This is a genomic window from Verrucosispora sp. WMMD573 (assembly GCF_027497175.1).
Taxonomy (GTDB): domain Bacteria; phylum Actinomycetota; class Actinomycetes; order Mycobacteriales; family Micromonosporaceae; genus Micromonospora.
The window spans coordinates 1,488,701-1,515,129 of record NZ_CP114901.1; the positions used below are offsets into that span (position 1 = coordinate 1,488,701).

Annotated in this window: 22 protein-coding genes, 2 tRNA genes and 1 pseudogene; 16 read left to right on the forward strand and 9 right to left on the reverse strand. The window is 70.7% G+C overall.

Annotated features, from left to right (window positions below; translation table 11 throughout):
- Positions 1 to 383: 383 nt before the first annotated feature.
- From gyrB to O7601_RS06900, 7 genes are all read left to right on the forward strand, one after another.
- Positions 384 to 2,330: a DNA topoisomerase (ATP-hydrolyzing) subunit B gene (gene gyrB / locus O7601_RS06870; RefSeq protein WP_281565375.1), complete on the forward strand. Its 1,947-nt coding sequence runs from the start codon at positions 384 to 386 to the stop codon at positions 2,328 to 2,330.
- Between the two features lie 126 nt (positions 2,331 to 2,456).
- The gene (gene gyrA / locus O7601_RS06875; protein ID WP_281565376.1) at positions 2,457 to 6,233 is read left to right on the forward strand and encodes an intein-containing DNA gyrase subunit A; all 3,777 of its coding nucleotides are present in this window, start codon (positions 2,457 to 2,459) and stop codon (positions 6,231 to 6,233) included.
- Between the two features lie 4 nt (positions 6,234 to 6,237).
- Entirely contained in the window at positions 6,238 to 7,149 is a 912-nt protein-coding gene (locus O7601_RS06880; RefSeq protein WP_281565377.1) for a DUF3566 domain-containing protein, read from the forward strand.
- A gap of 317 nt (positions 7,150 to 7,466) precedes the next feature.
- Positions 7,467 to 7,540: transfer RNA gene (locus O7601_RS06885), tRNA-Ile, on the forward strand.
- 44 nt (positions 7,541 to 7,584) lie between these two features.
- Positions 7,585 to 7,713 carry a DLW-39 family protein gene (locus O7601_RS06890; RefSeq protein ID WP_281565378.1) on the forward strand — a complete coding sequence of 43 codons (129 nt, stop codon included), beginning with the start codon at positions 7,585 to 7,587 and terminating at the stop codon, positions 7,711 to 7,713.
- Positions 7,714 to 7,750: 37 nt separating this feature from the next.
- Positions 7,751 to 7,823 (forward strand) — tRNA-Ala (locus O7601_RS06895).
- 247 nt (positions 7,824 to 8,070) lie between these two features.
- On the forward strand, positions 8,071 to 9,039 hold the full coding sequence (locus tag O7601_RS06900; RefSeq protein ID WP_281566827.1) for an L-threonylcarbamoyladenylate synthase: 969 nt from the start codon (positions 8,071 to 8,073) through the stop codon (positions 9,037 to 9,039).
- A 15-nt stretch (positions 9,040 to 9,054) separates the two neighbouring features.
- Here O7601_RS06900 and O7601_RS06905 read toward each other — a convergent pair whose 3' ends face one another.
- Positions 9,055 to 13,596 (reverse strand): HAD-IC family P-type ATPase, encoded by a 4,542-nt coding sequence (locus O7601_RS06905; RefSeq protein ID WP_281565379.1) that lies wholly within the window; start codon positions 13,594 to 13,596, stop codon positions 9,055 to 9,057.
- 95 nt (positions 13,597 to 13,691) lie between these two features.
- Here O7601_RS06905 and O7601_RS06910 point away from each other — a divergent pair, with 95 nt between their 5' ends.
- The 6 genes from O7601_RS06910 to O7601_RS06935 all read left to right on the forward strand — a co-directional run bounded on the left by O7601_RS06910 (position 13,692) and on the right by O7601_RS06935 (position 17,920).
- A complete protein-coding gene (locus tag O7601_RS06910; protein ID WP_281565380.1) occupies positions 13,692 to 14,009 on the forward strand; it encodes a hypothetical protein in 318 nt (105 codons plus the stop codon).
- 54 nt (positions 14,010 to 14,063) lie between these two features.
- Positions 14,064 to 15,443, forward strand: a complete 1,380-nt coding sequence (locus O7601_RS06915; RefSeq protein WP_281565381.1) for an MFS transporter — start codon at positions 14,064 to 14,066, stop codon at positions 15,441 to 15,443.
- Positions 15,444 to 15,505: 62 nt separating this feature from the next.
- Positions 15,506 to 16,180: a GAP family protein gene (locus tag O7601_RS06920; RefSeq protein WP_281565382.1), complete on the forward strand. Its 675-nt coding sequence runs from the start codon at positions 15,506 to 15,508 to the stop codon at positions 16,178 to 16,180.
- 70 nt (positions 16,181 to 16,250) lie between these two features.
- Positions 16,251 to 17,030, forward strand: a complete 780-nt coding sequence (locus O7601_RS06925; protein WP_281565383.1) for an NAD(P)H-binding protein — start codon at positions 16,251 to 16,253, stop codon at positions 17,028 to 17,030.
- 37 nt (positions 17,031 to 17,067) lie between these two features.
- Entirely contained in the window at positions 17,068 to 17,265 is a 198-nt protein-coding gene (locus O7601_RS06930; protein ID WP_281565384.1) for a hypothetical protein, read from the forward strand.
- A gap of 106 nt (positions 17,266 to 17,371) precedes the next feature.
- The gene (locus tag O7601_RS06935; protein WP_281566828.1) at positions 17,372 to 17,920 is read left to right on the forward strand and encodes a YbaK/EbsC family protein; all 549 of its coding nucleotides are present in this window, start codon (positions 17,372 to 17,374) and stop codon (positions 17,918 to 17,920) included.
- A gap of 54 nt (positions 17,921 to 17,974) precedes the next feature.
- Here the strand turns inward: O7601_RS06935 and O7601_RS06940 are convergent, their stop codons facing one another.
- The 4 genes from O7601_RS06940 to O7601_RS06955 form a co-directional block, all read right to left on the reverse strand.
- The gene (locus tag O7601_RS06940) at positions 17,975 to 18,610 is read right to left on the reverse strand and encodes a DsbA family oxidoreductase (RefSeq protein WP_281565385.1); all 636 of its coding nucleotides are present in this window, start codon (positions 18,608 to 18,610) and stop codon (positions 17,975 to 17,977) included.
- A 51-nt stretch (positions 18,611 to 18,661) separates the two neighbouring features.
- Positions 18,662 to 19,090 carry a SufE family protein gene (locus O7601_RS06945; RefSeq protein ID WP_281565386.1) on the reverse strand — a complete coding sequence of 143 codons (429 nt, stop codon included), beginning with the start codon at positions 19,088 to 19,090 and terminating at the stop codon, positions 18,662 to 18,664.
- A 36-nt stretch (positions 19,091 to 19,126) separates the two neighbouring features.
- Positions 19,127 to 19,552 (reverse strand): CBS domain-containing protein, encoded by a 426-nt coding sequence (locus O7601_RS06950; RefSeq protein ID WP_281565387.1) that lies wholly within the window; start codon positions 19,550 to 19,552, stop codon positions 19,127 to 19,129.
- Positions 19,553 to 19,626: 74 nt separating this feature from the next.
- Positions 19,627 to 21,369, reverse strand: a complete 1,743-nt coding sequence (locus O7601_RS06955; RefSeq protein WP_281565388.1) for a proline--tRNA ligase — start codon at positions 21,367 to 21,369, stop codon at positions 19,627 to 19,629.
- A 235-nt stretch (positions 21,370 to 21,604) separates the two neighbouring features.
- On the opposite strand from O7601_RS06955, the gene O7601_RS06960 reads away from it, so the two are divergent.
- On the forward strand, positions 21,605 to 22,420 hold the full coding sequence (locus O7601_RS06960; RefSeq protein WP_281565389.1) for an alpha/beta hydrolase: 816 nt from the start codon (positions 21,605 to 21,607) through the stop codon (positions 22,418 to 22,420).
- A 56-nt stretch (positions 22,421 to 22,476) separates the two neighbouring features.
- On the opposite strand, the gene O7601_RS06965 is transcribed toward O7601_RS06960, so the two are convergent.
- Both O7601_RS06965 and O7601_RS06970 read right to left on the reverse strand, forming a co-directional pair.
- Positions 22,477 to 22,665, reverse strand: coding sequence for a DUF397 domain-containing protein (locus O7601_RS06965; RefSeq protein ID WP_281565390.1), 189 nt, complete (start codon positions 22,663 to 22,665; stop codon positions 22,477 to 22,479).
- Positions 22,650 to 23,462, reverse strand: a complete 813-nt coding sequence (locus O7601_RS06970; protein WP_281565391.1) for a helix-turn-helix transcriptional regulator — start codon at positions 23,460 to 23,462, stop codon at positions 22,650 to 22,652. The genes O7601_RS06965 and O7601_RS06970 overlap by 16 nt, the downstream gene beginning before the upstream one ends.
- Before the next feature lie 373 nt (positions 23,463 to 23,835).
- On the opposite strand from O7601_RS06970, the gene O7601_RS06975 reads away from it, so the two are divergent.
- Both O7601_RS06975 and O7601_RS06980 read left to right on the forward strand, forming a co-directional pair.
- Entirely contained in the window at positions 23,836 to 24,186 is a 351-nt protein-coding gene (locus tag O7601_RS06975) for a hypothetical protein (protein ID WP_281566829.1), read from the forward strand.
- 191 nt (positions 24,187 to 24,377) lie between these two features.
- Complete coding sequence (locus O7601_RS06980) at positions 24,378 to 25,145, forward strand: SGNH/GDSL hydrolase family protein (RefSeq protein ID WP_281565392.1); 768 nt, start codon at positions 24,378 to 24,380, stop codon at positions 25,143 to 25,145.
- Between the two features lie 119 nt (positions 25,146 to 25,264).
- Here O7601_RS06980 and O7601_RS06985 read toward each other — a convergent pair whose 3' ends face one another.
- Both O7601_RS06985 and O7601_RS06990 read right to left on the reverse strand, forming a co-directional pair.
- Positions 25,265 to 25,795 carry a hypothetical protein gene (locus tag O7601_RS06985; RefSeq protein ID WP_281565393.1) on the reverse strand — a complete coding sequence of 177 codons (531 nt, stop codon included), beginning with the start codon at positions 25,793 to 25,795 and terminating at the stop codon, positions 25,265 to 25,267.
- A gap of 337 nt (positions 25,796 to 26,132) precedes the next feature.
- Positions 26,133 to 26,421: pseudogene (locus tag O7601_RS06990) on the reverse strand (sigma factor); the annotation flags it as partial.
- Between the last annotated feature and the right edge of the window lie 8 nt (positions 26,422 to 26,429).

Sequence of the window (26,429 nt, forward strand, 5' to 3'; positions counted from 1 at the left end):
GCAGCGCCGTCACGCGACAGATTCGTTGATCATGCCCTGGCGTGTAGGGGGAGTCGCGGACAGCGCGATTCGGCCCGCTACGGAGATCTGAGCCGCTGCGAAGGGGTGCCGAGTGGTGGTTCTATCGCCCGCGCACAGTAAGATTGGCGTGAGACGAAGACCCGGTGCGGAGTGACGGGTCGCGGGTCCGGTGCGGGCCCGCGATCATCCGTCCGACTCGGGTCGAGCCGATCGCGATCCGCGGGCAACCGCGGCGACCGGCGCGTTCGACCCGTACTCCGGAATTGTCCCCGGTGCCGGTCCGCGTGCCGACGTCGCGCCTGTCCGCCGAACCCGCGTTCGACGTGCCCCACGGCGCGCCGGGCGCGAGAAAGTGGCCGAGGGTGGCAGCGCAGGAAAATCAGCAGTACGGCGCCGAGTCGATCACCGTTCTCGAAGGGCTGGAGGCGGTCCGCAAGCGGCCCGGCATGTACATCGGGTCCACCGGCGAACGCGGTCTGCATCACCTCGTGTGGGAGGTCGTCGACAACGCGGTGGACGAGGCGCTGGCCGGCCACTGCGACACCATCGACGTGGTGCTGCAAGCCGACGGCGGCGTCCGGGTCACCGACAACGGCCGGGGCTTCCCGGTCGACCTGCATCCCAAGCTCAAGAAGCCCGGCGTCGAGGTGGCACTGACCGTGCTGCACGCGGGCGGCAAGTTCGACGGCAAGGCGTACGCGGTCTCCGGCGGCCTGCACGGCGTCGGCGTCAGCGTCGTCAACGCCCTCTCCACCAGGATGGCCGTGGAGATCCACAAGGACGGCTTCGTCTGGCGGCAGCAGTACCACCACTCCAAGCCGACCGCCCTGGAGAAGGGCGAGCCGACCGACCGCACCGGCTCGGCGGTCTCCTTCTGGCCCGACCCGGACGTTTTCGAGACCGTCGACTTCGATCTTCAGACGATCTACCGGCGGCTCCAGGAGATGGCGTTCCTGACCCGGGGCCTCACCATCCACCTGCTCGACGAGCGGGTCGCGGAGGGTGAGGAGGGCAAGCTCCGCGAGGTCACCTTCAAGTACGACGGTGGCATCGCCGACTTCGTCCGCCACCTCAACGCCTCGAAGACCCCGATCCACAAGACGGTGATCGAGTACGGTGCCGAGGAAGAGGGCATGTCGCTTGAGATCGCCATGCAGTGGAACGAGTCGTACGGCGAGTCGGTCTACACCTTCGCCAACAACATCAACACGCACGAGGGCGGCACCCACGAGGAGGGCTTCCGGGCCGCGTTGACAAGCGTCGTCAACCGGTACGGCACGGACAAGAAGCTGCTCAAGGGTGACGAGAAGCTCTCCGGTGAGGACATCCGCGAGGGCCTGGCCGCGATCATCTCGGTCAAGCTGACCAACCCGCAGTTCGAGGGTCAGACCAAGACCAAGCTCGGCAACACGCCGGTGAAGAGCTTCGTGCAGCGGGTCTGCAACGACCGGCTGGTCGACTGGCTGGACCGCAACCCCGCCGAGGCGAAGATCATCATTACCAAGGCGTCCCAGGCCGCCCGCGCCCGGATCGCCGCCCAGCAGGCCCGCAAGCTGGCCCGGCGCAAGTCGCTGCTGGAGTCCGGCTCGATGCCGGGCAAGCTGGCCGACTGCCAGTCCACCGACCCGCGCGAGTCCGAGGTGTTCATCGTCGAGGGTGACTCGGCCGGCGGCTCGGCCAAGCAGGGACGGGATCCGCGTACCCAGGCGATCCTGCCGATTCGCGGCAAGATCCTGAACGTGGAGAAGGCCCGGATCGACCGGGTGCTGAAGAACAACGAGGTTCAGGCGCTGATCACCGCGCTCGGCACCGGCATCCACGACGACTTCGACATCGAGAAGCTGCGGTACCACAAGATCGTGCTGATGGCCGACGCCGATGTCGACGGCCAGCACATCCAGACGCTGCTGCTCACCCTGCTGTTCCGCTTCATGCGCCCGCTTGTGGAACTCGGTCACGTGTACCTGGCCGCCCCGCCGCTTTACAAGATCAAGTGGAACCGGAAGGGTGACGACGCGCAGTACGCGTACTCCGACCGGGAGCGCGACGGGCTGATCGCGCTGCGCCAGCAGAAGAAGCCGAACGCCAAGCCGGACGACATCCAGCGGTTCAAGGGTCTCGGCGAGATGAACTACCCGGAGTTGTGGGAAACCACGATGAACCCGGCCACCCGTACGCTGCGCCAGGTGACCCTGGACGACGCGGCAACCGCCGACGAGCTGTTCAGCGTGTTGATGGGTGAGGACGTGGAGGCGCGTCGCTCGTTCATCCAGCGCAATGCCAAGGACGTTCGGTTCCTGGACATCTGACGGACGCCGCACCGGGTCGGAACGTTCCGGCCCGGTACGGGTCCACAGAGTTATCCACAGCTTGGCCGGTATCCACAGCCGTTATCCACAGCGCAAAAGCGACACTCAGTCTGATAAGGGTTAACAGTGACCGATTCCCCCGAGTCCACACCTAACGAGCCCGAGGTCCCCGAGGCGCTGGCCGCCGTCGTCTCGCACGACCGGATCGAGCCGGTCGGGCTCGAGGTGGAGATGCAGCGCTCCTACCTCGACTACGCGATGAGCGTCATCGTCGGGCGGGCGCTGCCGGACGTCCGGGACGGGCTCAAGCCGGTCCACCGCAAGATCCTGTACGCCATGTTCGACTCCGGCTACCGGCCGGACCGCGGCTACGTGAAGTGCTCCCGGGTCGTCGGCGACGTGATGGGCCAGTTCCACCCGCACGGCGACTCGGCCATCTACGACGCCCTGGTCCGGATGGCCCAGCCCTGGTCGCTGCGCTACCCCCTGGTCGACGGCAACGGCAACTTCGGTTCGCCCGGAAATGATCCGGCTGCGGCCATGAGATATTGCGTTACGGCAGATTCCCGTATTCGTACCGCAATGGGAAGCGTGCGGATCGGCGACGTGGTGCCGGGCGCCGCGTCGAGCAGCGAGACCGACATCGAGCTCAAGGTCCGCGACCGCAACGGCGACCTGGTCCACGCCTCGAAGTTCTTCCACTCGGGCGAGCACCCGACGCTGCGGCTGCGCACCCGCGAGGGGTACGAGCTGACCGGCACCCACAACCACCCGGTGCTCTGCCTGGTGGACGTGGCCGGCGTGCCGACCCTGCTCTGGAAGCTGCTCGCCGAGATCGCCCCCGGTGATCGGGTGGTCCTCCAGCGCAGCGTGCCGGACGAGATCGGCTACCCGATGCTTGAGCATGTCGAGGCTGCCGTCCTCGCGGGTGCTTATGTCAGTGAGGGCTGGACATCTGCTGATCGCGTCGGCTTCGACAACTGCGATCGGGAGTTCTTTGTCCGCGTCCTGGCGGCTTACGACCTCGCCGTGGGTGGTCGACGTTGGGTCGGAACCGAAACGACCATCACCGGCAAGACGCTGCACAAGCTACGCGGCTGGATTTCCGACTTTTCGGGATCGATCCTCGGTGAGTTGGTTGGCGCGCGCAGCGCTGACAAGTTCGTGCCGGAGTTCGTCTGGCAGGGGCCGGCCGCCATCAAGCGGGCCTTCCTTCAGGCGCTCTTCGAGGGCGACGGATCGTCCTCGCTGCTGCCGCGCCACACCATCCAGATCTCGTACTCCACCCGCAGCGAGCGGCTCGCCCGCGAGGTGCAGCAGTTGCTGCTGGAGTTCGGCGTGATCAGCCGGCATTGCCGGTACGACAGCGGCGAGATCAAGGTCGTCGTCACCAACCGCCGGGACGCCCGAATCTTCGCCGCCCAGGTCGGCTTCCTCGGCCGCAAGCAGGCCAAACTGGAGTCCGAACTGGCCTTGGTGCCGGCGAGCAGCACCGCCCTCTCCAGCGACCACGTGCCGCTGGTCGGTGACTTCATCCGGGAGCACGGCGCGAGCCGGTGGACCGAGCGGGACTGGCTGCGCCGGCACAACGTGGACCGGGTCGAGCGGTGGGAGCGGGACCGCGACGAGATCGCGGCGCGGATCACCAACGCCGAGGTGCTCGACGTGGTCGAGCCGCTTGTCGACGGGCGTTTCTACTACGCCGAGGTGGCCGAGGTCGCGGACGCGGGTGTGCAGCCGGTCTACAGCATCCGGGTCGACACCGACGATCACTCGTTCGTCTCCGACGGTTTCGTCAGCCACAACACCGAGTGCAAGCTCGACCCCCTCGCCATGGAGATGCTGCGGGACATCGACGAGGACACCGTCGACCTGCAGGACAACTACGACGGCCGGGCCAAGGAGCCCACCATCCTGCCGTCGCGGATCCCGAACCTGCTGATCAACGGCTCCGAGGGCATCGCGGTCGGCATGGCCACCAAGATCCCGCCGCACAACCTGCGCGAGATCGGCGCAGCGGTGCAGTGGTGTCTGGAGCATCCGGAGGCCGACGAGGCCGAAACCCTCGAAGCACTCTTGGAGATCGTCAAGGGTCCGGACTTCCCCACCCACGGTCTGATCGTCGGTCAGTCCGGCATTCAGGACGCGTACCGCACGGGTCGTGGCTCGATCCGGATGCGGGCCGTGGTGGAGGTGGAGGAGGACAAGCGGGGCCGGCCGGCGCTGGTGGTCAGTGAGCTGCCGTACCAGGTGAACCCGGACAATCTCGCCGAGCGGATCGCCGAGCTGATCAAGGAGGGCAAGCTCGGCGGGATCGCCGACATCCGCGACGAGTCCTCCGGGCGTACCGGTATGCGGATCGTGCTGGTGCTCAAGCGCGACGCGGTCGCGAAGGTGGTGCTGAACAACCTCTACAAGCACACGCAGCTTCAGGAGACCTTCGGCGCGAACATGCTGGCGCTGGTCGACGGGGTGCCGCGCACGCTGAACCTGGCGCAGTTCATCCGCTACTACGTCGAGCACCAGATCGAGGTGATCCGGCGGCGGACCGCGTTCCGGCTGCGTAAGGCGGAGGAGCGCGCGCACATCCTGCGCGGTCTGGCCAAGGCGCTGGACGCGCTGGACGAGGTGATCGCGCTGATCCGGCGCTCGCCGACGGTTGAGGACGCCCGGCAGGGTCTGATCCGGTTGCTGGAGATCGACGAGATCCAGGCCACCGCGATCCTGGACATGCAGCTGCGTCGGCTCGCCGCGCTGGAGCGGCAGCGGATCCTCGACGATCTGGCCAAGCTGGAGGTGGAGATCGCCGACCTCAAGGACATCCTGGCCAAGCCGGAGCGGCAGCGTCGGATCGTCTCGGAGGAGTTGGGGGAGATCGTCGCCAAGTGGGGCGACGACCGCCGCACCAAAATCATTCCGTTCGACGGCGAGGTCTCGATGGAGGACCTCATCGCGCGGGAGGACGTGGTCGTCACGATCACCCGGACCGGGTACGCCAAGCGGACCAAGGTTGATCTCTACCGCTCGCAGCGGCGGGGCGGTAAGGGCGTCAGTGGTGCCACGCTGCGGCAGGACGACATCGTCAGCCACTTCTTCGTCTGCTCGACGCACGACTGGATGCTGTTCTTCACGAACAAGGGGCGGGTGTACCGGGCCAAAGCGTACGAGCTTCCGGAGGCCAGTAGGGTGGCCAAGGGCCAGCACGTGGCCAACCTGCTCGCCTTCCAACCGGACGAGCAGATCGCACAGATCATCGAGATCCCGAATTACCAGGTGGCTCCCTACCTGGTCCTGGCGACGAAGAACGGCCTGGTGAAGAAGACGCGGCTTGAGGAGTTCGACTCCAACCGGTCCGGCGGCATCATCGCGATCAACCTGCGCGATGAGGACGAGCTGGTCGGTGCTGCGCTCGTCGCTCCCAGCGACGACCTGCTGCTGGTCTCGAAGAACGCTCAGGCGATCCGGTTCAACGCCACGGACGAGGCCCTGCGCCCGATGGGTCGGGCGACCTCAGGTGTGATCGGCATGCGCTTCAGCGAGGAAGATGAACTGCTGGCCATGGAGGTCGTCCGGGAGGGTCTGGACGTCCTGGTGGCCACGAACGGCGGATACGCGAAACGTACCCCGATCGAGGAATACCCGGTGCAGGGCCGGGGAGGTAAGGGTGTGCTGACTGCGAAGATCACCGAGCGACGCGGTGGTCTGGTCGGCGCTGTCGTGATCGACCCGGACGATGAGCTGTTCGCTATCACCAGCAACGGTGGCGTCATCCGGACTCCGGTGAAGCCTGTACGCCGTACGCGTGACCGGAACACAATGGGGGTCAAGCTGATGGACCTTCCGGACGGCGTGACTATCGTGGCGATTGCTCGCAATGCCGACGAGCCTGACGAACAGGACTAGTTGAATGACGGAGACACAGGCGAAGTCGGGGAACGCGGGGACCTCGGCCAACCCGGTCGACGAGGACGCCGCGAAGAGCGGCACGCCAGCGACCGGCCGCGCGGCCGTGGGCCGGGCCACCGTCCCTGCCGACGCGCCTGCCCCGAAATTCACCCGGGCTCCCGGAATGGCCCCACCTCCCGACAAGCCGACAGACGAATCGGAGGGCGACGTCGCGGAGGAGAAGTCGACGGAGGGCGGCAGCGCCACGGAAGCCACCACGACCTCGGTCGGTAAGCCGTCCCCTGTCCAGCCGACCGTTGCCTCTGGGGGCAAGCCCTCTCCGGGTGCGACCGGAATCCTGCCGGCGGCCAGCACCAGCACCACCGGTACCCAGCCCCGGGTGACCGGGGTGGGTCCGAAGCCGGACGCGACCCGGTCGTTCGGGCTCGGCCGACCGGCCAACGGTGGTGGGCTGCCCCCGGGGGTCAGCACGGCGGTGGGCGCCGCGCGGGTCGGTGAGGCGGTACGCGCCGCGCGTACCTCGGTCAGCTCGGCTGCCTCACGCGGGCCGCGCCGGGCCCGCCTGAACCTCAAGCGGATCGACCCGTGGTCGGTGATGAAGTTCGCCTTCGCGTTGTCGGTGGTGCTGTTCATCGTCATCGTCGTGGCGACCTCGGTGCTGTATCTGGCGCTGGACGCGATGGGTGTGTTCAGCAGCGTGAACGACAGCCTCGGTGACCTGGTCAACGCGGGTGGTGGGCAGAGCACCGACGGCTTCCAGATCACCGCACGCGGGGTGATCTTCAGTTCGGCGTTGATCGGCCTGGTCAACGTCGTGCTGTTCACCGCGCTGGCCACCCTCGGTGCGTTCGTCTACAACGTCTGCGCCGACCTGGTTGGCGGCATCGAGCTGACCCTCGCCGAGCGGGACTGACAGTTCTTCGACGCCGGTCCGTGCCGCCCTTCGCGGTGGTGCGGGCCGGCTTTCCGGTTTCGCGCAGGATGCCGCATTGTGGGGGTCCCCGGCGGCCAGGTCCTCGCGGGATGCCGCATGTGGGGGTCTCCGGCGGCTGGGATCGCGCGGAATGCCGCATTCTGCGGAGGGTCCGCCGGAGGTCGTGCGCACGATTAACCCGGTGTACCGGGTCCTGGTGCTCGGGTAGGTTCAGGGGGCGGCGTGGGGTGGCTGGTGGGCCCGGCCCCGATTTGGGGGGCGCTGGGCGGATGGGTTAACCTTGCTCGTCGCTACGCGGGGCTATAGCTCAGTCGGTTAGAGCGCAGAGCTGATAACTCTGAGGTCGCTGGTTCGATTCCAGCTAGCCCCACCGCACATGGTCCGACGGCACGTCGAGCGTGAGGGGCAGCCCCGATGTTCAAGAAGCTGTTGATCCTGGTTGGTGTCGTCGGCGTGGCCGCGGTGGTGGCCAAGAAGGTCAAGGAAGCCAACGACGAGCGCGCCCTCTGGCACGAGGCGACCACCTCGACGGACCTGCGCTGACACCGTCCGCTCCGACCTGCGGCCTCAGCGCCGTGACGGGGCCCTAGCTCAACTGGCAGAGCACTGCCTTTGCAAGGCAGGGGTTAGGGGTTCGAGTCCCCTGGGCTCCACACAACTGCGGATCGACCTCACTGAGGACGAGCACGACGATAGCCCGTGGTCGACAGGACCATTGATCGGCGAGGCACCGAGACCGTTCATCTGCTTTCCCATGCTCCCGAGGAGATGTAGGCAGGGCCACGGGTCGCTGCCCATCCGTACAGCCAGCCGTAAGCCGGGTAGCTGGGTGACCATCGACGGTGGTGGCATCGGCGGCAGGCTAGCGTCGGAGGGGTGAGTATCGGATTTCCTCGTGTGCTGCCTGCCGACGGTGACGTCGGCGAGGCGGCTGCCCTGTTGCGTACGGGCAGCCTGGTGGCCTTTCCGACGGAGACGGTCTACGGGCTGGGCGCGAACGCGTTGGACGCGCGGGCGGCGGCCCGGATCTTCGAGGCGAAGCAGCGGCCGAGCTTCGATCCGCTGATCACCCATCTCGCCGACGTGGCGGACCTGGAACCGCTGGTGGGGCCGGTGTCGCCGGCCGTGGCGGCGCTGGCCGCGCGGTTCTGGCCGGGGCCGTTGACGCTGATCGTGGACCGACCGGAGAGGATCCCGCCGATCGTCACCTCCGGGCTGGACAGCATGGCGGTGCGGGTGCCGGATCACGAGCACGCTCGGCGGTTGATTGCCGCTGCCGGGGTTCCGGTGGCCGCGCCGAGCGCGAACCGGTTCGGGCAGCTGAGTCCCACCCGTGCGGAGCACGTGGTGCGCGGGCTGGGTGCGGCCGTGGACGTGGTGCTCGATGGCGGGCCGACCCGCTGCGGGATTGAGTCGACGATCGTGGACGCCCGGGGGGACCGGCCGGTGGTGCTGCGGCTCGGTGCGTTGCCGGTGGAGGAGTTGGAGAAGGTGACCGGGCCGGTGACGGTCCGGCCGGGTAGCTCGGGGCAGCCGGTCGCACCGGGCACCTTGGCCGCGCACTATGCGCCGCGTACGCCGTTGCGGCTGCTTGCCGGCGCGGAGTCGGCGGGTGCCGGCGGTGCGGGGCGCGGGTATCTGGCGTTCCGGGACCGGCCGGCGGGCGGCTGGGCGGCGGTTGAGGTGCTCTCCGCCTCCGGGGACCTGACCGAGGCGGCGGCTCGCCTCTTCGACGCGTTGCATCGACTGGACGCCGCCCGGGTGACCGAGATCGTCGCGGAGCCGGTGCCGGACACCGGTGTGGGGCGGGCCGTCAATGACCGGCTGCGCCGCGCCGCCGCGACCTGGGATCCCGTCGTCTTCGAGTAACAGACCTGACGACGGTCACCCGTGGTGCGCTGAGGCTTCCTGTCCGAAGTGGGGCCGGCCGTCCGCTCGCCCGCCATCGCCCCCATCGCCGTGGTCCCGCTGGTCGTCGGCCTGCTCGCCCTGCCCGGCGTCGCGCTGCCCGGCGGCATCGGCGTCGCGCTGCCCGGCATCGCCCTGCTCGCCGTCGGTCTGGGGAAATTGAGCGACGAGCCGGGTGAGAGCGCCGTTGGCGAGGGTGGCGCCGAGCGCGGATCCGGTGGCGATGGTCCAGCCGACCGGGCCAAGCGGGGTGCAGCCGAAGAACTGGCTGAGCCCGGGGGTCTGCACCACGGCGGCCAGCACCCCGAAGGACGCGGCGGTGGAGGCGAGCACGGTCGGACTGGTGCCGCCGGCCAGCACGGTCTGGCCGAGTTGGGTACCGACCAGGGAGACCAGGGCGACGGTGCCGGCGCGTCGCTGGGTGCCGGTGTAGCGGGCTAGTGTCCAGCCGGTGGTCGCACCGAGGGTGGTGGCGGCGGCGCGCAGCCCGATCTCCCGGGTCATGGTCTGGCCGAGCGAGCTGTCCGGGCCTTCGCGGAGCAGTCCGTCGGCGTGGTCGCCGCCGGGTGGCCGTACGGCGATGGCCAGCGCCGGTGCCATGTCGGTGAGCAGGTTGACCAGCAGCAGTTGGCGTCCGTTGAGCGCGGCCCGGCCGGTGGCGGCGGCGGTAAGCACGCTGAACGCGATCTCGCCGAGGTTGCCGCCGACGAGGATGCTCAGCGCGTGGCGGACCGAGGACCACATCGCCCGACCTTCGACCAGGGTGGCAATGATCGTTTCCAGCCGGTCGTCGGTGACCACCAGGTCGGCCGCGGCGCGGGCCGCCGGGGTGCCCCGTTGACCGAGGGCGATGCCCACGTCGGCCAGCCGGATGGCGGGGGCGTCGTTGGCGCCGTCACCGGTCATCGCGACGGTACGCCCGCACTTCTGTAGCGCCTGGATGATGCGGACCTTGTGGGCCGGGGTGCAGCGGGCTACCACGTCGGTGGCGGCCAGCCGCTCGGCGAGGGCGGTGTCGTCGAGTTGGTCGAGTTCGGTGGCGGTGACCACCTGCTGAGCGTCTCCGGCGCTGATGGTGGCGGCGATCGCCTCGGCGGTCGCCGGATGGTCACCAGTGATCATGATGGTGTGCACGCCCGCCTGGCGGATCCGGCGGACGGCCGGCGCGGCGCTGGCGCGTACCCCGTCGGCGATCGCCAGGAAGCCGGTGAAGACCAGGCCGCGTACGCCGTCGTCGGTGATGTCTGGGTCGGTGACGGTGCACTCGGCGACGGCGAGGATCCGGTGTCCCGCGCCGGCCCGTTCGCCGAGCAGCCGGTGGAGTTCGGCCCGGCCCGCGTCGTCGAGCGGCTCGTCGCGTCCGGCGACGCGGTTCGCGGCGCAGCGCGGCAGGACCGCCTCCGGTGCGCCCTTCACACTGAGCAGCAACCCGGTGTCGGTTTCGCCGACGCTGGCGTGGTACCCGCGCGACGGTTCGAACGGCAGACCACCGGCGGCCCGCCAACCGGGCGCGCCGTCCGGTTCGGTGACGCCGGCGGCGCGGGCACCTCGCAGCACCGCCCGGTCGGTCTGCATGGAGAGTTCCTCGGGGTCGTCGGCCGCCGGGGTGGCGCGTAGCGCCGCCGCCAGGGTGTGTCGCAGCCGGTCGTCGAGCTGCTCCACGGGGGCGTACGAGTCGGCGTCGCCCACCCCGACCAGCATCAGGTGGCCCTCGGTGAGGGTGCCGGTCTTGTCGAAGCAGAGCACGTCGACCCGGCCCAGTGCCTCGATGGTGCGCGGGTTACGGACCAGCGCACCGTGCTCGGCGAGTCGCCGGGCGGCGGCCAGTTGGGCGGCGCTGACCAGGAACGGCAGTCCCTCCGGCACCGAGGCGACGGCCAGGTTCGCGGCGGTCGCGGCGGTCTGGGCCAGCGGTACGCCCCGCAGCAGCCCGGCGCCGGCCACGGCGACCGCCGAGCCGGCGGCCAGTGGGACCGCGGTCCGCGTCAGCTTGCCCAGCCGCGCCTCGACTCCGCTGACCGGTGCTGCCTGCCCGGCCAGGGCGAGACTGCGTCCGGCCTCGGTGTCCGCGCCGGTGGCCACGACCACGGCGTCGCCTCGGCCGGCGGCGATGCTGGTGCCTTCGTAGACCATGGAGGAGCGCTCGGCCACGGCGGCGGCGACCACCGGCTGGTCGGTCTTGCTGACCGGCAGCGATTCGCCGGTCAGGGAGGACTCGTCGGCTTCCAGGCCGACGGAGGTCAGCACCCGGCAGTCGGCGGGTACCGCGTCGCCGGATTCGAGCACGATCACGTCGCCGGGGACGAGGTCGTCGGCGGGTACCACCCGTTCGACGCCGTCGCGGCGGACCCGGGCGGTCACCGCCGAACGGGACAGCAGCTGCGCCAGCGACTTCTCGGTGTTGCGCTGGTGTACCGCGCCGACCAGCGCCGAAGCTCCGACGACCCCACCGACCAGGGCGGCGTCGACGAGCGAGCCGAAGCTGGCGGAGAGCACCGCTCCGGCGGCGAGCACCGGGGTGAGCGGGTTGGCCAGTTCGTCGACGAAGGCGCGGAGCAGCCCGCCCGGGCCAGCCGTCTCACCTGCGCGGTTGGCCTGTCGTCGCTGGGCTTCGGTCTCGGTCAACCCGTCGTGGCCCGTGCCGAGCTGGTCGATGACTGTGGTCACCGGCATCAGGTGCCAGGCGGTGATCGCGGGTGCGGGTGCGGTGGTTCGTTCGGTCAGCCGGCCGGCCCGCCACACGCCGTGGGCGAAGGCCAGCGCCGCCGCGCCGTTGACCGAGGCGAGCGTACGGCCGGGTAGCAGGGCCGGGTCGGCGGTGAAGGCACCGAGCGCGCCGAGGCCGGTGCCGGCCAGGCCGATGCGCAGGTTCTGCGCGGTCATCCGCCGCGCCACCCCGGCCGCTTCGATGATCAGGGCGACGACCCGCAGATCGGTGCCGACCAGCAGGTGCGCCCCCCACGGGGGCGGGTCGTCGGCGTCGGCGAGGCCCAGCCCGCAGTCCGCAGCGGCCAGCGCCGAGCGTTCGCCGGAGACGAGCATCACCACCGCGCCCTCCCGTTGCAGGGTGCGTACCGACTCGGTGAGCTGGTCGTCGCCGGGCATCAGCGCGTCGGCGGAGGCGTGCCGCTGCGGGTCGCCGCCGGCGACGACGAGCCGCAGGCCGGCCTGCCGGGCGACGGCCGGTAGGGCTTCGACGCCGGGTGCCGGCTCGGGTTCGACCCGCAGTACGGCCGCGAGAGTGTCGGCCTGGGCCAGACCGAGCAGAGTTCCGCCGCGTTGGCGTAGCCGTCGGCTGTCGTCGGTGTCGCCGGGCTCCCGCACGCCGAGCCGGTCCAGCGGGCCGAGCCGCCACCCGTCGAGCTGATGTACGTCGTTCGGTGCGGCCGGCTCGAAGAGGGCGAATGCCTGGGCGGCGACCTGGGACGTGTCGACGCCGGGCAGTGGGGCCAGATCGGCCAGGACGCCCCGGTCGGAACCGAGGATCCGGGCGTCCAGCACCAGCGTGTCGATGCGGTCGAGTTCGCGGAGCACGCTGCGGTCCATGGCGATGACGCCGCGTCGGGCGAGGATCCGGCCGAGTTGGGCCGCGTACCCCTCGCGTCCGCTGCCCGGCGCCTTGGGCAGCGCGGACAGGCCCAGGGCGGCGGCCCGTTTCGGGCCGACCACGGGTGTCGCCGCGGCGAAGGCCGCCGCACCACCGGCGAGCATCCGGTTGATGTACCGCTCGACGGAGCCGTCGGGTTTCGGGCAGGGCCGTTCGAAGGCGGGGGTACGGGCGACGGCGCGATCCGGCTCGCCGGTGAGCCGGGGTTCGGCCTTCTCCCAGGCTCGCAGCTGGGCCAGCCCTTCGCCCCACTGGACGATCCGCTGTGCGCCGTCGAGCACTATCCCCGTCCAGCCGCCGGTGAGGCCCTGCACCACCGCCTCGGCGAGTGGGAAGAGAACCTCGGCGCGCGGGTCGCGGCGTAGTCCCAGACCGGCGAGGGCGTGCAGCTTCGGGTGCAGGTCGATGGCGCTGAGCAGCCCGGAGACCTCACCGGGAACCGGGGTGACGGGCAGGATCCGGGTAGCCGCGGAGATGGTCAGGCCGAGCGCGTCGGAGGCGAGGGCGCCGAGGGTACGCGGGGTTCGTGGTCCTTCCTCGGGTGGGTGCGGCGGCGGGATCTCCGGATCCGGTTCGTGTGGGCAGGTGCGTTCGACCCGGGCGATGGTGGCGACCAGCTCGCGTACCTTCGGTCCCGGTGTGTCGACCGCGACGACCACCCGCCCGGAGGGCGCGTTGACCCGCGCCCAGCTGACCCCCGGCATTCGTTCCAGCGCCGACTCGACCTGGCGGGCGAGGGTGTCGCCGCCGTCCTGGCAGACGCCGTGGACCTCGATGTGGTGCCGGCCGGGGCGGGACCACACCCGCCGGCTGGTCAACCCGGCCGCGCGGGCGAGCCGGGTTGCGGTGGCACCGACGCGGCGGGAGGCGGCTTCCACCACCGGAGGTACTCCGACGGCGCCAAACCGCATTTTGCCTCCTACCGTTCGTGCCCGGCGGCCTGGCTTCCCGGCCGGACGTCCCTTATGCCCAGCCGAGCTGGGAAAAGTTTCCGGTTCGGCCGGGCATGGAAGGCTACGGCGGAGGAATCCGCAGTGGGCCGTCGTCGCTACGGGGAGGCGAGATGAATGCGCTGACACGACAGCTCAGTGGGACCCGGGAGTCGTTGCAGATGTTCACCCGCCGGGTGAATGTGCCCTGGCTGGGGGAGGTGGCGGTGCCGCCGCCGGACAAGCTGACCTACTACGCCGGCATCGGGGTGCTGACCGTGCTCCAGGTGATCGAGTGGCCCTTGGCGCTGGTGATCACCGCCGGGCATCTGCTGGCCGACCAGCACCTGTCCGGGCTGGCCAAAGGGCTAGGCGAGGCGCTGGAGTCCGCCTGAGGTAAGCCGCGTCACCCTTGACCTGAAGGCAGGTTGAGGTCGGAGGCTTGCCGCATGCTGATCGCCCCGCCTCCGGTACCCGCCGGGTCGCTTTTCGCCCCTCGACTGCGGGCCATGACGGTGGGCAGCGTGGCGCTGGTCTCGTTGCTGGCGTTCGAGGCGCTGGCGGTCGGCACCGCCATGCCAACTGTCGCCCGCGCCCTGGACGGCCTGGCGCTGTACGGGATCGCCTTCGGCGGCCCGTTCGCGGCCGGCGTGGTGGCGATGGTGCTATCCGGCATCTGGTGTGACGCGCGGGGTCCACGTGCGCCGATGTGGTCCGGTCTCGCCGGGTTCGTCGCCGGGCTGCTGCTCGCCGGTGCCGCCACCGACATGGCGACGCTGGTGTTGGGTCGGATCGTGCAGGGTTTCGGCTCGGGCCTGCTGTCGGTGGCGCTGTACGTGATCGTCGCGCAGGCGTACCCGGAGCAGTTGCACCGCCGCATTTTCGCCGCGTTCGCCGCAGCCTGGGTGGTTCCGTCGCTCGTCGGTCCGGTGGTGGCGGGGTTGGTCGTGGAGCACGTCGGCTGGCGGTGGGTGTTCCTGGCGGTGCCGGCGGTGGCCGTGCCGGCGGTGCTGTTGATCCATCCGGGGCTGCGGTCGATCGGCGTGGCCGGTCCGGTCCGCCGCTCCGCCGGGGCGCTGGCGCGGATCGGTTGGGCCTGCGGGGCGGGGGCGAGCGCCGCACTGTTGCACATCGGGGGTCAGCAGCGTGGCGTCGCCGCCGCGTCGCTGGTCGGGATCGCCCTGGTCGGCATGCTGAGCTGCGTTCCGCGACTGCTGCCGGCCGGGTTTCTGCGGGCCGGTCGCGGCCTGCCCACCGTGGTCGGGCTGCGTGGGCTGGCCTCGGCCGCGTTCGTCGGCGCCGAGGTGGTGATCCCGTTGATGCTGTCGCGGGAGCGGGGTTTCACGCCGACGGCGGCGGGGCTGGTGCTGACCACCGGTGCGCTCTCCTGGTCGCTCGGCTCGTGGGTGCAGGCGCGGATCCGGTCGCCCCGGTCCCGGGGCACCCTGCCGAGGGCCGGCCTCACCTGCATCACGGTGGGCACCGCGGTGGTGGGCAGCTGCGTGGTCCCGGCGGTGCCGGTGGGGGTGGGCGTTCTCGGTTGGGCGGTCGCGGGGCTCGGCATGGGACTGCTCTTCCCGTCGCTGTCGGCGCTCACCCTTGAGTTGTCGGCTCCCGGCGAGCAGGGGCGTAACAGCTCGTCCCTGCAACTGTGCGACTCGCTCGCGTCGGCGACGGTGTTGGCGCTGACCGGCGCGGTGCTCGCCGCCGGGGCGGCACCGGGCCGTTTCCACTACGGGGTGACTCTCGCCGTGGCGGCCGGACTCGCCCTGATTGGTGCCCTGCTCGCCGGCCGGGTCGTGCCGACGCCGCGTACGGCGTCGGCCTGAGCGTGCCGGCCGCCTGTCGAGGGGCCTGACTGACCGGGCCGGGTGGCGGGTGGATTGCGGAAGTGGCCGTGCGCGGTCGGGACAGCCGGCAGGATGAGCTGGCGATGACCTTCCTGACGCTGCTGCCGTTGGCCGTGGTGATGGTCGCCGGCACGCAACTGGTGGCGGCGGTCTTCTTCGCCTCGTCCGACCGGCCACGGGCCGCCTCGCTGGGCTATCTGGGCGGCGCGGCGCTCGTCGTCCTCGGTGGTACGACGCTGGCCTGGCTGGCGGTCCGCCTGTTCAAAATCAACTTCTCCGGTGCTGGTCGCGGCACTGTCGAACGGTGGATCGACTGGTTCGTGCTGGCGCTGCTCGCGGTGTTGGCGGTGGTCGTCTTCCTGCGCCGGCACTCGGGGCCGCCGCGGTGGATGGGCGAACTCCAACACGCCGGCCCCGGGTACGCCGCGAAGGTGGGCCTGCTGCTGTTCCTGGGCATGCCGTCCGATGACCTGACCATGGCCACGGTCGGGGCCAGTGCCGCACGGCACGACCTGCCGTGGTGGCATCTGCTGCCCTTCGTGCTGCTCACCCTGGCTCTGCTCGCCCTCCCGCTGCTGGCGCTGCTGATGCTCGGTCGCCGGGCGGCGGTGCTGCTGCCGCGCATCCGGGACTGGGCGAACAGCCACTCCTGGCTGGTCAGTGAGGCCGTCATCGTGCTTTTCGTGGTGATCACCGCACTCGACCTGCTGAAGTGAGACCGCTCACAGCTGGTCACGCGGGGGACGGCTCGATCCGTCGAGCGGGCAGGCGACGAGGGAGGTTGACATGCGTGTACTGGTCACCGGCGCGGGTGGCAGGCTGGGCCGGGAGGTGCTGCCCAGGCTGGTCGACGCGGGGTTCGAGGTGCGGGCCACCAGCCGCCGGCCGCGTACCGGATCCGGGGTCCGATGGGTGGTGGCGGACCTGACCACCGGCGAGGGGGTCGCCGCAGCGGTGACCGACGTGGACGCGGTGCTGCACCTGGCGTCCTCGCCGACCCGGCAGACCCACCAGATCGACGTGCTCGGCACCCGCCGCCTGGTCGACGCTGCCGCCGGTGCCGGGGTACAGCACCTGGTGTACGTGTCGATCGTTGGCGTGGACCGGGTGCCCTACTCGTACTACCGGCACAAGCTGGCAGCCGAGCAGGTCATCGCCGACGGGAAGGTGCCGTGGACGGTGCTGCGGGCCACCCAGTTCTTCCCGTTCATCGACGAGATGCTGCGCCTGTCCAGCAAGCTCGGCCCGGTCATCGGTGACCGGGCGGTGCTGGCCCAACCGGTCGACCCGGCCGAGGTGGCCGACAAGCTGGTCGAGCTGCTCCGGGCCGGGGCGCGCGGCGGCATTGTGGAGTACGGCGGCCCTGAGGTGCAGCGCTTCGACGAGGCGGTGCGGGCCTGGCGGCAGGCGCGCGGCTCCCGTCGCCCGCTGCTGCCGATCCGCTTTCCCGGTCGCCTCGGCCGGGAGCTGCGCGGCGGTGGCCTGGTCACCGACGCCCGACCGGCGGCCCGCCGGACCTGGGCCGACTACCTGTCCGACACGTACGGGCGAACAGCGAAGCGATGACACCCGCTCGGGTTCACGATCGCCCTACCGTCGAGCCATGCTCACATTCGTCATCACCAGCCTCCTGTACGTCTGCGGGTTCGTCTTCCTCTACGGAGTGATCCGACTCGCGGTGCGGCACGCCATGGAGGACATCGAGGTGCGCCGCGTCCAGGTCGCGCGGGCGGAGGAGATGGCCGCCTCCCGGGACCGGGGGATGCTGGAGCGGCACGGATTCCTGGCCAACGAGGGCTGATCGTGGGCCGCCGGTCCCACCCCCAGCCTGGTGTCGGTTCGGGCACCGCTCCGGACGCCGGTCCCGGTCCGCGTCGCCTACTGCGGATGCGACGATCGAGCGCGTGATGGGAACGCTGAAGACCGAGCCCGCTCGCACCCGTACCGACCTGTTGGCCGCGCCGGTCGCCGCCGCGCTGGCCCAGTGGCCGGCCGACTCGCCGGTGGACGTCGACACGGTGCAGGTCGCGCCGATCGACGCCGACCTCGCCGACACCGCGGCGTTCTGCGCGGCGTACGACGTCGGGTTGGACGAGTCGGCCAACTGCGTGGTCGTGGCCGGGAAACGCGAGGGGGTGACCCGGTACGCGGCCTGCCTGGTGCTCGCCACCACCCGGGCGGACGTCAACGGGGTGGCCCGCCGGGCGCTTGACGTACGGAAGGCGAGCTTCGCGCCGATGGCCGACGCGGTGGAGTTGACCGGCATGGAGTACGGCGGTATCACGCCTATCGGGTTGCCGTTGCAGTGGCCGATCCTGGTCGACACGCGGGTGGTGGACACGCCGTACGTGGTGATCGGGTCGGGCGTACGGCACAGCAAGATCGCGCTGCCGGGCGCGGCGCTGGCCGCACTGCCCGGCGCCCGAGTGGTGGAGGACCTGGCCAGGCCGGCCTGATCGTCGACAGGCATCGATGTTGTTGCACGTGAAACATCAACGACGTCGATGCCGTCAGTGTGCGGCGGCCTCGCGCTGCTCCACCTCGGCGAGGGCGGCGAGCAGGGTGGCTGGTTCCTGCGCCCCGGTGACCCCGTACCTGCCGGCGAGCACGAAGGTGGGCACGCTTGTCACCCCGAGCTGCCGAGCGGCGGCCAACTCGGCCCGCAGCTCGGCCACCCCATCCTCGGAGTCGAGGAAGCGGCGGGCGTCGTCGCCGTCCAGCCCGACGGTGGCGGCCACCCCGGCCAGCGCCGCCCGGGAGCCGAGGTCGACGCCGTCCACGAAGTGGGCCCGGTGCAGAGCCTCGACCATCTCCCCGTCACGGTCCTGCCGGCCGGCCCAGTTGGTCAGCCGGTGCGCGTCGAAGGTGTTCGCCGCGATCGCCCGGTCGTAGCGCAGCTCCAGACCGACGCTCGCGCCCACCTCGACGACCCGGGCGACCATCTGCCGGGCCTGCTCCTGGCCGCCGAACTTCTCGGCCAGTGCGTCGAGGATCGGGCGGGGGGACGGAACCGGTGACGGGTCCAGCTGGAAGGGCCGGTGTCGGACGGTCACCTTGCCGTCGTACGACGCGAGCGCCTGCGCCAATCGGCGGCGGCCGATCCAGCACCAGGGGCAGACCACGTCGGCGTAGATGTCGATCTCCATGCCCGGAGACAACTCACTGGCCGGCAGGTCTGTTCCCGACTGCTGCCCAGGTCACGCCGCCTGTTCGCGGACCTGCCGCTTGAGCCGGGCGAGGATGGCGGTGCCGCCGCGTACCCGCAGCGGGCTGATCGCCTGCGCCAGGCCCATCCGCTGGTACAGGTCGTCCGGAACGGCGAGGACCTGTTCCGGGGTGGCACCGGCCAACCCTTCCGCGAGGATGCCGGCGAACGCCCGGGTGGTGGGTGACTCCGGCGGGCAGTCGAACAGGGTGTCGACGGTGCCCTCGGGCGTCACCTCGGCGCGCAGGAAGAACGGAGTCTGGCACTCCACGACCTGCTCCATGCCCTCGTGGCCGGGGTGCCCGGCGGGCAGCGGCGGCACCGCGTCGGAGTACTCCAGCAGCATCTCCAGCACCACGTCGCGTGGCGCATCGGCGAACTCGTCGACGATCTCGGCCAGCTTGCTCGGCATCTCGGGCATCCCGCCAGGCTACCGCCGCCGCCCGGCGGTCCTTCCTCACACCGTGGGCGACTGCTCGCTGATCTCGCTGAGCGCCGAGGTGGGGTCGAGCTGCATGGCGAGGTCGCCGAGGGAGACGATGCCGACCAGTTTCCGCTCGTTGTCGCAGACGAGGACGCGCCGAATGCCACGCTCACGCATCAGCGACGCGGCCTCACCCGCGGTGCAGTACTGCTCGATCATCACGACCTCGCGGGTGACGATCGAACCGATGGTGGTGGTGTTGGCGTCGGCGTTCTCCGCCACCGCGCGCACCACGATGTCGCGGTCGGTCAGGATGCCGGCGAGATTCGCGCCGTCGGTGACGACGACGTCGCCGATGTCGGCCTCCTTCATCACCCTGGCCGCCTCGTCGAGGGTGGTCTCCGCCGGCAGGTAGATCACCTGCCGGGTCATCACGTCTGCGACCCGGTAACCGGTCATGAGAGCCCCTCCAGAGCACGTTGAGCCGATCGGGATGCGGTACCCCGTCACCTGACGGCTACACCACGTTCCGCCTACCCGTTCAACAGTTTCTCCAGCAGGTCCGCCACGGGTAGTTCGGTGCGCTCCCCGGTGGCCCGGTCGCGCAACTCGACGTACCCGTCGGCCAGGCGGCGTCCGACCACAACGGTGCGGGGGATGCCGATCAGCTCCGCGTCGGTGAACTTCACCCCGGCGGAGACCGCGGTCCGGTCGTCGACCAGCACCCGCAGGCCCGCGTCGGCGAGCCGGGCGCCGAGGTCGAGCGCCGCGTCGAGCTGCGGGCCCTTGCCGGCCGCCACCAGGTGTACGTCGCACGGCGCGACCGACGTCGGCCACACCAGCCCTCGATCGTCGTGGTGCTGCTCGGCGATCGCCGCCACCGCTCGGGAGACCCCGATGCCGTAGCAGCCCATGGTGGGCCGGACCGGCTTGCCCTGTGGACCGAGCACGTCCACCGCGAAGGCGTCGGTGTAGCGGCGACCGAGTTGGAAGATGTGCCCGATCTCGATGCCCCGACGCATGGTCAACCGGCCGGCGACACAGGCCGGACAGGGGTCACCGGGCCGCACCTCGGCGGCCTCGACCGTGCCCTCGGAGGTGAAGTCCCGGCCGCACACCACGTTCGTGGCGTGCCGGCCCGGCTCATTGGCCCCGGTCAGCCAGGCGGTACCCGACACCACCCGGGGGTCGACCAGGTAGCGGACGCCGAGCTTGTCGAACACCTGCGGCCCGAGGTAGCCCCGCACCAGCTCGGGATGCTCGTCCCAGGCGTCGAAGACATCAACGGTGGCCGGGGCCAGCGCGGCGGCCAGCCGTTTCAGGTCGACCTCGCGGTCCCCGGGCAACCCGACCACCAGCAATTCCGGCGCTTCGGCACCCGGCCGGCGTACGGTCAGCACCACGTTCTTCAGGGTGTCGGCGGCCGACCAGTCGTCCCGCCCGGCCAGCCGGCGGTCGTTGGCGAGCGCGACCAGGCTGGCGATTGTCGGCGTCTCGGGGGTGTCGTGCATCTCGATCGCCGGCTGCGCCTGCGGGTCGCCGGCCGCCGGCGCGGGCGTGGTCACCGCCTCGGTGTTGGCCGCGTAGTGGCAGTCGGTGCAGCCCACGTAGGTGTCCTCGCCGACCGGCGTGGCAGCCAGGAATTCCTCGGACGCGGAGCCGCCCATCGCGCCCGACATCGCGTGCACCACCGTGTAGTCGAGGCCGAGCCGGTCGAAAATCCGCTGGTACGCCGCGCGGTGCCGACCGTACGCCGCCCGCAGGCCCGCGTCGTCCAGGTCGAAGGAGTACGCGTCCTTCATCAGGAACTCGCGCCCACGCAGCAGACCGGCGCGGGGGCGGGCCTCGTCGCGATACTTGGTCTGGATCTGGAACAGCGTCACCGGAAGATCGCGGTACGAGGTGAACAGCTCCTTGACCAGCAGCGCGGCCAACTCCTCGTGGGTCGGTGCGAGCAGGTGCTCGGCACCGCGCCGGTCGGCCAGGGTGAAGATGTCGTCGCCGTACTCGGTCCACCGTCCACTGGTGCGGTAGGGCTCGGCGGGCAGCAGCGCCGGAAAGTGGACTTCCTGGTTGCCGATCGCGGTCATCTCGGCCCGCACGATCTCGGTGACCCGCTCCAGCACCAGCCGGCCCAGCGGCAACCAGGTGTAGCCGCCCGGTGCCGCCCGCCGGATGTACCCGGCCCGCAGCAGCAGCCGGTGGCTCGGCACCTCCGCGTCCGCCGGATCCTCGCGCAGGGTCCGAATCAACGACGTCGACATCCGCAACATCACCCCCGCACCCTAAAACCCCACCCCCCACCCCACCGACCCATTAATGCGGTGAATCTTGATGCGGCAGCGCCCCTATAGGGGGTCCGCATACCAAGATCTGTGGAAGCGGCTTTGGTGGGGGGTTGGCGGTTTAGGTTGTGGTGGGGGTGGGGGCTTGTTTACTGACGTGCGGGGGGTTGAGGCCGGCGTACTCGATGTCGGTTTTGTTGATGCCGGTCCTCCGGACGGTCCAGTGGTGCTGCTGCTGCACGGCTGGCCGTACGACATCCACAGCTTCGCCGAGGTCGTGCCGCTGCTCACCAGCGCCGGCCACCGGGTGCTGCTGCCCTACGCGCGCGGCCACGGCAGCACCAGGTTCCGCTCCGCCGACGCGGTGCGCAACGCCGAGCCGGCCGCCCTTGCGGTCGACACCGTCGCGTTCCTCGACGCGCTGGAGATCGAGCGGGCGACACTCGCCGGGTTCGACTGGGGTGCCCGCAGCGCCGGCATCGTGGCCGCGCTCTGGCCGGAGCGCTGCCGGGGCCTGGTCGCGGTGAGCGGCTACCTGATCGACGGTCAGGCGTCGGGACGGGTGCCGCTGCCCCCGGCCGCCGAGCACGCCTGGTGGTACCAGTACTACTTCGCCACCGAACGCGGCCGGGAGGGCTACGCGCGCAACACCCGTGACTTCGCCAGACTGATCTGGCAGACCGCCTCGCCGAAATGGGACTTCGACGAGGCCACCTTCGACCGCAGCGCTGCGGCGTTGGACAACCCGGACCACGTCGACATCGTCATCCACAACTACCGCTGGCGGCTGGGCCTCGCCGACGGGGAACCGCAGTACGCGGATCTGGAGGAGAGGCTGGCCGGCAAACCGCCGATCAGCGTGCCGACGATCAGCCTGGAAGGTGACGCCAACGGCGCTCCCCACCTGCCACCCGGGGCGTACGCGAAGCAGTTCACCGGCCCGTACGAGCACCGCACGGTCGGCGGCGGGGTGGGGCACAACCTGCCGCAGGAGGCGCCGCAGGCGTTCGCCGACGCGGTGCTGGCGGTCGCCTCCCGCTGACCGGGCGTCAGCCGCGCTCGGTGTGGGCGACGAAGCGACGCCAGCGGGTCAGCGGGTCAGCGGAGCTTGGTGTGGGCGACGAAGCGACGCCAGGCGGCCGGCTCGAAGGTGAGCGCCGGGCCGGTCGAGTCCTTGCTGTCGCGTACGCCGACCACGTCGGGCAGGTTGTCGGCCACCTCGACGCACTCTCCGCCCGCGCTGCGGGTGGACTTGCGCCAGGTCGCGCCGGTCAGATCGTGGACCACGACTCCATCACTTCCTTCATAAGCAGCTCGGACTGTCCCTTGGGGAGGGCGACGCTGCGAATGCCGTCCCATCTGCCGTGCAGGGTAGCGAGTTCCTCGGCCCTGTCGATGGTCGCGCCACCAAGATGATTCTCCAGGTGGCCGACCCAGTCGCCGTCGGCTCCACAAGCCAGGGAGAACGGACCGGCGTGGCCCACATGCACGCTCACCTCGGCCGGGATGACGAGGATCAGCACGCCACCGCGTTGCACGCAGTCGAGCAGGTGCCCGATCTGCTGCGTCATGATGCCCCGGAAGCTCTCGTCGACCCGGCGCAGCGTGGCCTCCTCGATCACCGCGATCAGGATCGGTGGGTTGTCGGGCCGGGTCAGGATCGCCTGCCGGTCCATTCGGATCGCCACCCGCCGCTCCACCTCGTCGTCGGTGAGCATGTCGTCGGCGCGGATCACCGCGCGGGCGTAGTGCTCGGTCTGGAGCAGCCCCGGGATCAACGTCGGGTGGTAGCAGCGCAACTGGGTGGCGCCGCGCTCGGCGTCCAGCCACGGCCGCAGGAAGTGTGGCTGGCCGTGCAACTCGGCGATGCGCAGCAGCCCCAGCAGCAGGCCGTCGCTGTTCAGCACCTCGTCGGCCCGCTTGAGGAAGAGCCGGTCGAACGGACGCTGCCCCAGCTCGATCGCCGAGATCTGCGAGCCGGAAAAGTGCACCTGCTTGCCGAAGTCCTCCTGGGTCAGCTCGGCGGCCAGCCGCAGCCGGCGCAACTGTGCCCGGATCAGTTCGGCGGTCGGCTCGGATTCCACACTGCCTCCACGATCGATCGGCTGCTCAAACGGTCTTCCCGGCCAGACGTCGGCCGCGCCACGGCCACAGTCGATGCCTTTCGACAGTAGTCGTACGGTCACCAGACTGTCACTCGGCGGTCCTGCTCCCATCCATCGGGGACGGGGTGGGGCTGCGCCGGGGCCGCCCCCGCTCTCCCCCGTGCCGGGGCGGCCCCTCCCGTGGGAACGCCAGGAGGTGGACATGCCCGATCCGAACCAGCAAGCCGTGCCGCGCCCTGACCCGGTCGCGCCGCCGGTCGTCGAGCGTCGTGACGCGGTCGCGCCGCCGGTCGTCGAGCGTCGTGACGCGGTCGCGCCGCCGGTCGTACCGTCTCGTGGTCGGGCTGCCGGGATGCCCGTGCCGCGTCGCGGGCCGGCGGCCGAGCGGCCCCGGCGGCACCCGCTGGACGGCCCGCAGCATCTGCCGCTACGCCCGCTCTGGTTGTGCCGCGCCTGCGGGCTGTCCTGGCCGTGCGCCGAGGCCCGGCTGCTGCTGCGGGTCGAGTACGACAACCGCTGGCTCGACCTGGCCGTCTACCTGTCCGGGCTCTACTACGAGGCGACCCACGACCTGTTCCGGCTGGACCCGGAGGGCGGTCCCACCCCGCGCGAGCTGTTCCAGCGGTTCGTCGCCTGGGGCCCGTACCGTCGCCCTGCCGTCGGCCTGCCCCCGGTCTGCACCGGCCGCTGCCGCACGGCCTGACCCGGGAAGCCCACGCCGACGGTGAAGGTCGGGTGGCTGCGGCGGGCGTACCGGTACGCCACAACTCCGAGGGGTGTCGATGACGTCCGCCACGTTCGTCCGCACGGGGCACCACCAGGAGGGTGGCCGATGCAAAACTTCCGGTGGTAGGCAGGAGTTCCTTCCTACTCGCATGTCGGAGGAGTGAGCAGGTGCGCTGGCGCAGTTACGTAGCGGTCGGGGACAGCTTCACCGAGGGCCTGGACGATGCCTACCCGGACGGCAGTTTCCGGGGTTGGGCGGATCTGGTGGCCACCCGGCTCGCCGCCGAGGCCGGCCCCGACTTCGCGTACGCCAATCTGGCCATCCGGGGGCGGACCTTTCCGAGTGTGGTGGCCGAGCAGGTGCCGGCGGCCCTGGCGATGAAGCCCGACCTGATCAGCTTCGCGGCGGGCGGCAACGACGTGCTGCGCCGCAGCTTCGACCCGGACACCCTGGTCTCCCGCTTCGAAGAGGTGGTCAGCCGGCTGCGCAGCCGGGGCGCAGATGTGCTGCTGTTCCGGTTCGCCGACGTGATGGCGCGGCTGCCCGGCCAACGGCTGATCGCGCCCCGGGTCGCCCTGCTCAACCGCGCGGTCGGGGAGACCGCCGAGCGGCACGGCGCCATCCTGGTCGACCTGTACGCCGACGACACGTACCTGAACCCGATGCTCTGGAGCACCGACCGGCTGCACCTGTCTCCGGCCGGGCACCGCCGCGTGGCCGGTCAGGTGCTGACCGCGCTCGGTGTCGGGTGCGACGAGGAGTGGCTGCTGGTCCCGCCGAACCCGGAGCCCACCCCCTGGCTGTCCGCCCGCACCGCCGACCTCCGCTGGGCCGGTCAACACCTGGCCCCCTGGCTCAAGCGCCGCCTCACCGGCCGCTCCTCCGGCGACACCCGCACCGCCAAACGCCCCACCCTCACCCCCCTAACCGACTAACCCCTCCCCTCCCTCCCTCCCCTCCCCCCTCCCACCCTCCCCCCTCCCTCTCCGGTCGATCATGAAGTTATTGCCCTAGTTGATCTCCGAATCGGGCAATAACTTCATGGTCAACAGGGCTACCTGGTGCGGAAGCGGATCCAGGTGCGGTCGGTGCCGGAGCCGACGCCAAGGTAGATGGCCGGCGGGCTGGACAACTCGAGAATGCCGTCAGGCAGCGTTCGAAAGTACGGGACGTCCTTGGGATCTGACCAGAGGCCGTCGAGTTCGGATACGGGTGTGTAGTGGCCGCCGACGACGTATCCACCCCCACCGTTCGTACTGGTCAGCCAGAGCAGCCCGCCGTCGCCGGCCTCGACCGAGTACGTGTCGCCGGGCAGTCGGGCACCCTCCCGCCAGGCGTCGCTGACCAGCCGCCACGTCCGAGTCGGGTTCGGTACCACGTCTTCGGACTGGGAGTCGACCAACCACACGTCCGCGCCGTCCGGGGAGACCAGCAGGCTGGCGGCTCCGGTCACCGGGGGTAGTTTCCGCCAGGTCTTTGCCCCGTCCTCGCTGACCGCGACGGTCAGCGCGTTCTCCTCCTTGACGCCCACCCACAGGCGGCCGTCACCGCCCTCGGTGAGCTGATAATTCTTGGCAAGGACCACCGGTGGTTGGCTGACGCCGCCGCCCCCGGTGACTCGGGCGAGCTGCCGGCGGGGGCAGGCAGGTGGTTGCAGACCGTTGCCGCCAGGGCAGTGGATCAGGAACCCACCGCTGGTTGCAACGAAGAGCAGGGCTGCCGTGGGGGGCCCTTCACTGGGGTGTTCGGTGAACGTCGCACCGCCGTCCGTGGTCCGGATGACGGCCCGCTCGCAGTCTCCGGTCAGATCCCGGCCGAAGCAGGTGTCGCTGTAGGACCAGCCGTGTCGGGCGTCGACGAATCGTGGCTGAACGTGAGCAGCGGTTCCGCCGCGGGCACCAACGTGCCGATCGACCGGGCACGTGCACCTCCCGCTGCCGGGCCAGGTGCCTGACGGCGGTACGGAGCCGACGGAGCCGGCTGGTGGCCAGGTTCCAGGCCACCCGGCGGACGAACGCCGACGGGTCGTCGTACGCGCTGATCCGGTCCCAGCTCAAGTGTCCGGCAGAACGCCTCCTGGGTGAGGTCCTGCGCCTCGGCGTGATCACCGAGGTACGCGTAGAGCTGCACCGCCACCCGCTGGACGTGCGCCTGGTAGAACTCGCTGAAGTCCACCGGCGGTGGATCGGCCCCTGGTGGCGCTGCGGTCATGGCGGTCC

Excerpts from the sequence above, each read along its gene's own strand:
- O7601_RS06890 (WP_281565378.1), top strand. The coding sequence starts at position 7,585 with ATGTTCAAGAAGCTGTTGATCCTGGTTGGTGTCGTCGGCGTGGCCGCG.
- O7601_RS06925 (WP_281565383.1), top strand. The coding sequence starts at position 16,251 with ATGCGTGTACTGGTCACCGGCGCGGGTGGCAGGCTGGGCCGGGAGGTG.
- O7601_RS06910 (WP_281565380.1), top strand. The coding sequence starts at position 13,692 with ATGGAAGGCTACGGCGGAGGAATCCGCAGTGGGCCGTCGTCGCTACGG.
- O7601_RS06950 (WP_281565387.1), bottom strand. The coding sequence starts at position 19,552 with ATGACCGGTTACCGGGTCGCAGACGTGATGACCCGGCAGGTGATCTAC.
- O7601_RS06930 (WP_281565384.1), top strand. The coding sequence starts at position 17,068 with ATGCTCACATTCGTCATCACCAGCCTCCTGTACGTCTGCGGGTTCGTC.
- O7601_RS06935 (WP_281566828.1), top strand. The coding sequence starts at position 17,372 with ATGGGAACGCTGAAGACCGAGCCCGCTCGCACCCGTACCGACCTGTTG.
- O7601_RS06880 (WP_281565377.1), top strand. The coding sequence starts at position 6,238 with ATGACGGAGACACAGGCGAAGTCGGGGAACGCGGGGACCTCGGCCAAC.
- O7601_RS06945 (WP_281565386.1), bottom strand. The coding sequence starts at position 19,090 with ATGCCCGAGATGCCGAGCAAGCTGGCCGAGATCGTCGACGAGTTCGCC.
- O7601_RS06975 (WP_281566829.1), top strand. The coding sequence starts at position 23,836 with ATGCCCGTGCCGCGTCGCGGGCCGGCGGCCGAGCGGCCCCGGCGGCAC.
- O7601_RS06940 (WP_281565385.1), bottom strand. The coding sequence starts at position 18,610 with ATGGAGATCGACATCTACGCCGACGTGGTCTGCCCCTGGTGCTGGATC.
- O7601_RS06905 (WP_281565379.1), bottom strand. The coding sequence starts at position 13,596 with ATGCGGTTTGGCGCCGTCGGAGTACCTCCGGTGGTGGAAGCCGCCTCC.
- O7601_RS06915 (WP_281565381.1), top strand. The coding sequence starts at position 14,064 with ATGCTGATCGCCCCGCCTCCGGTACCCGCCGGGTCGCTTTTCGCCCCT.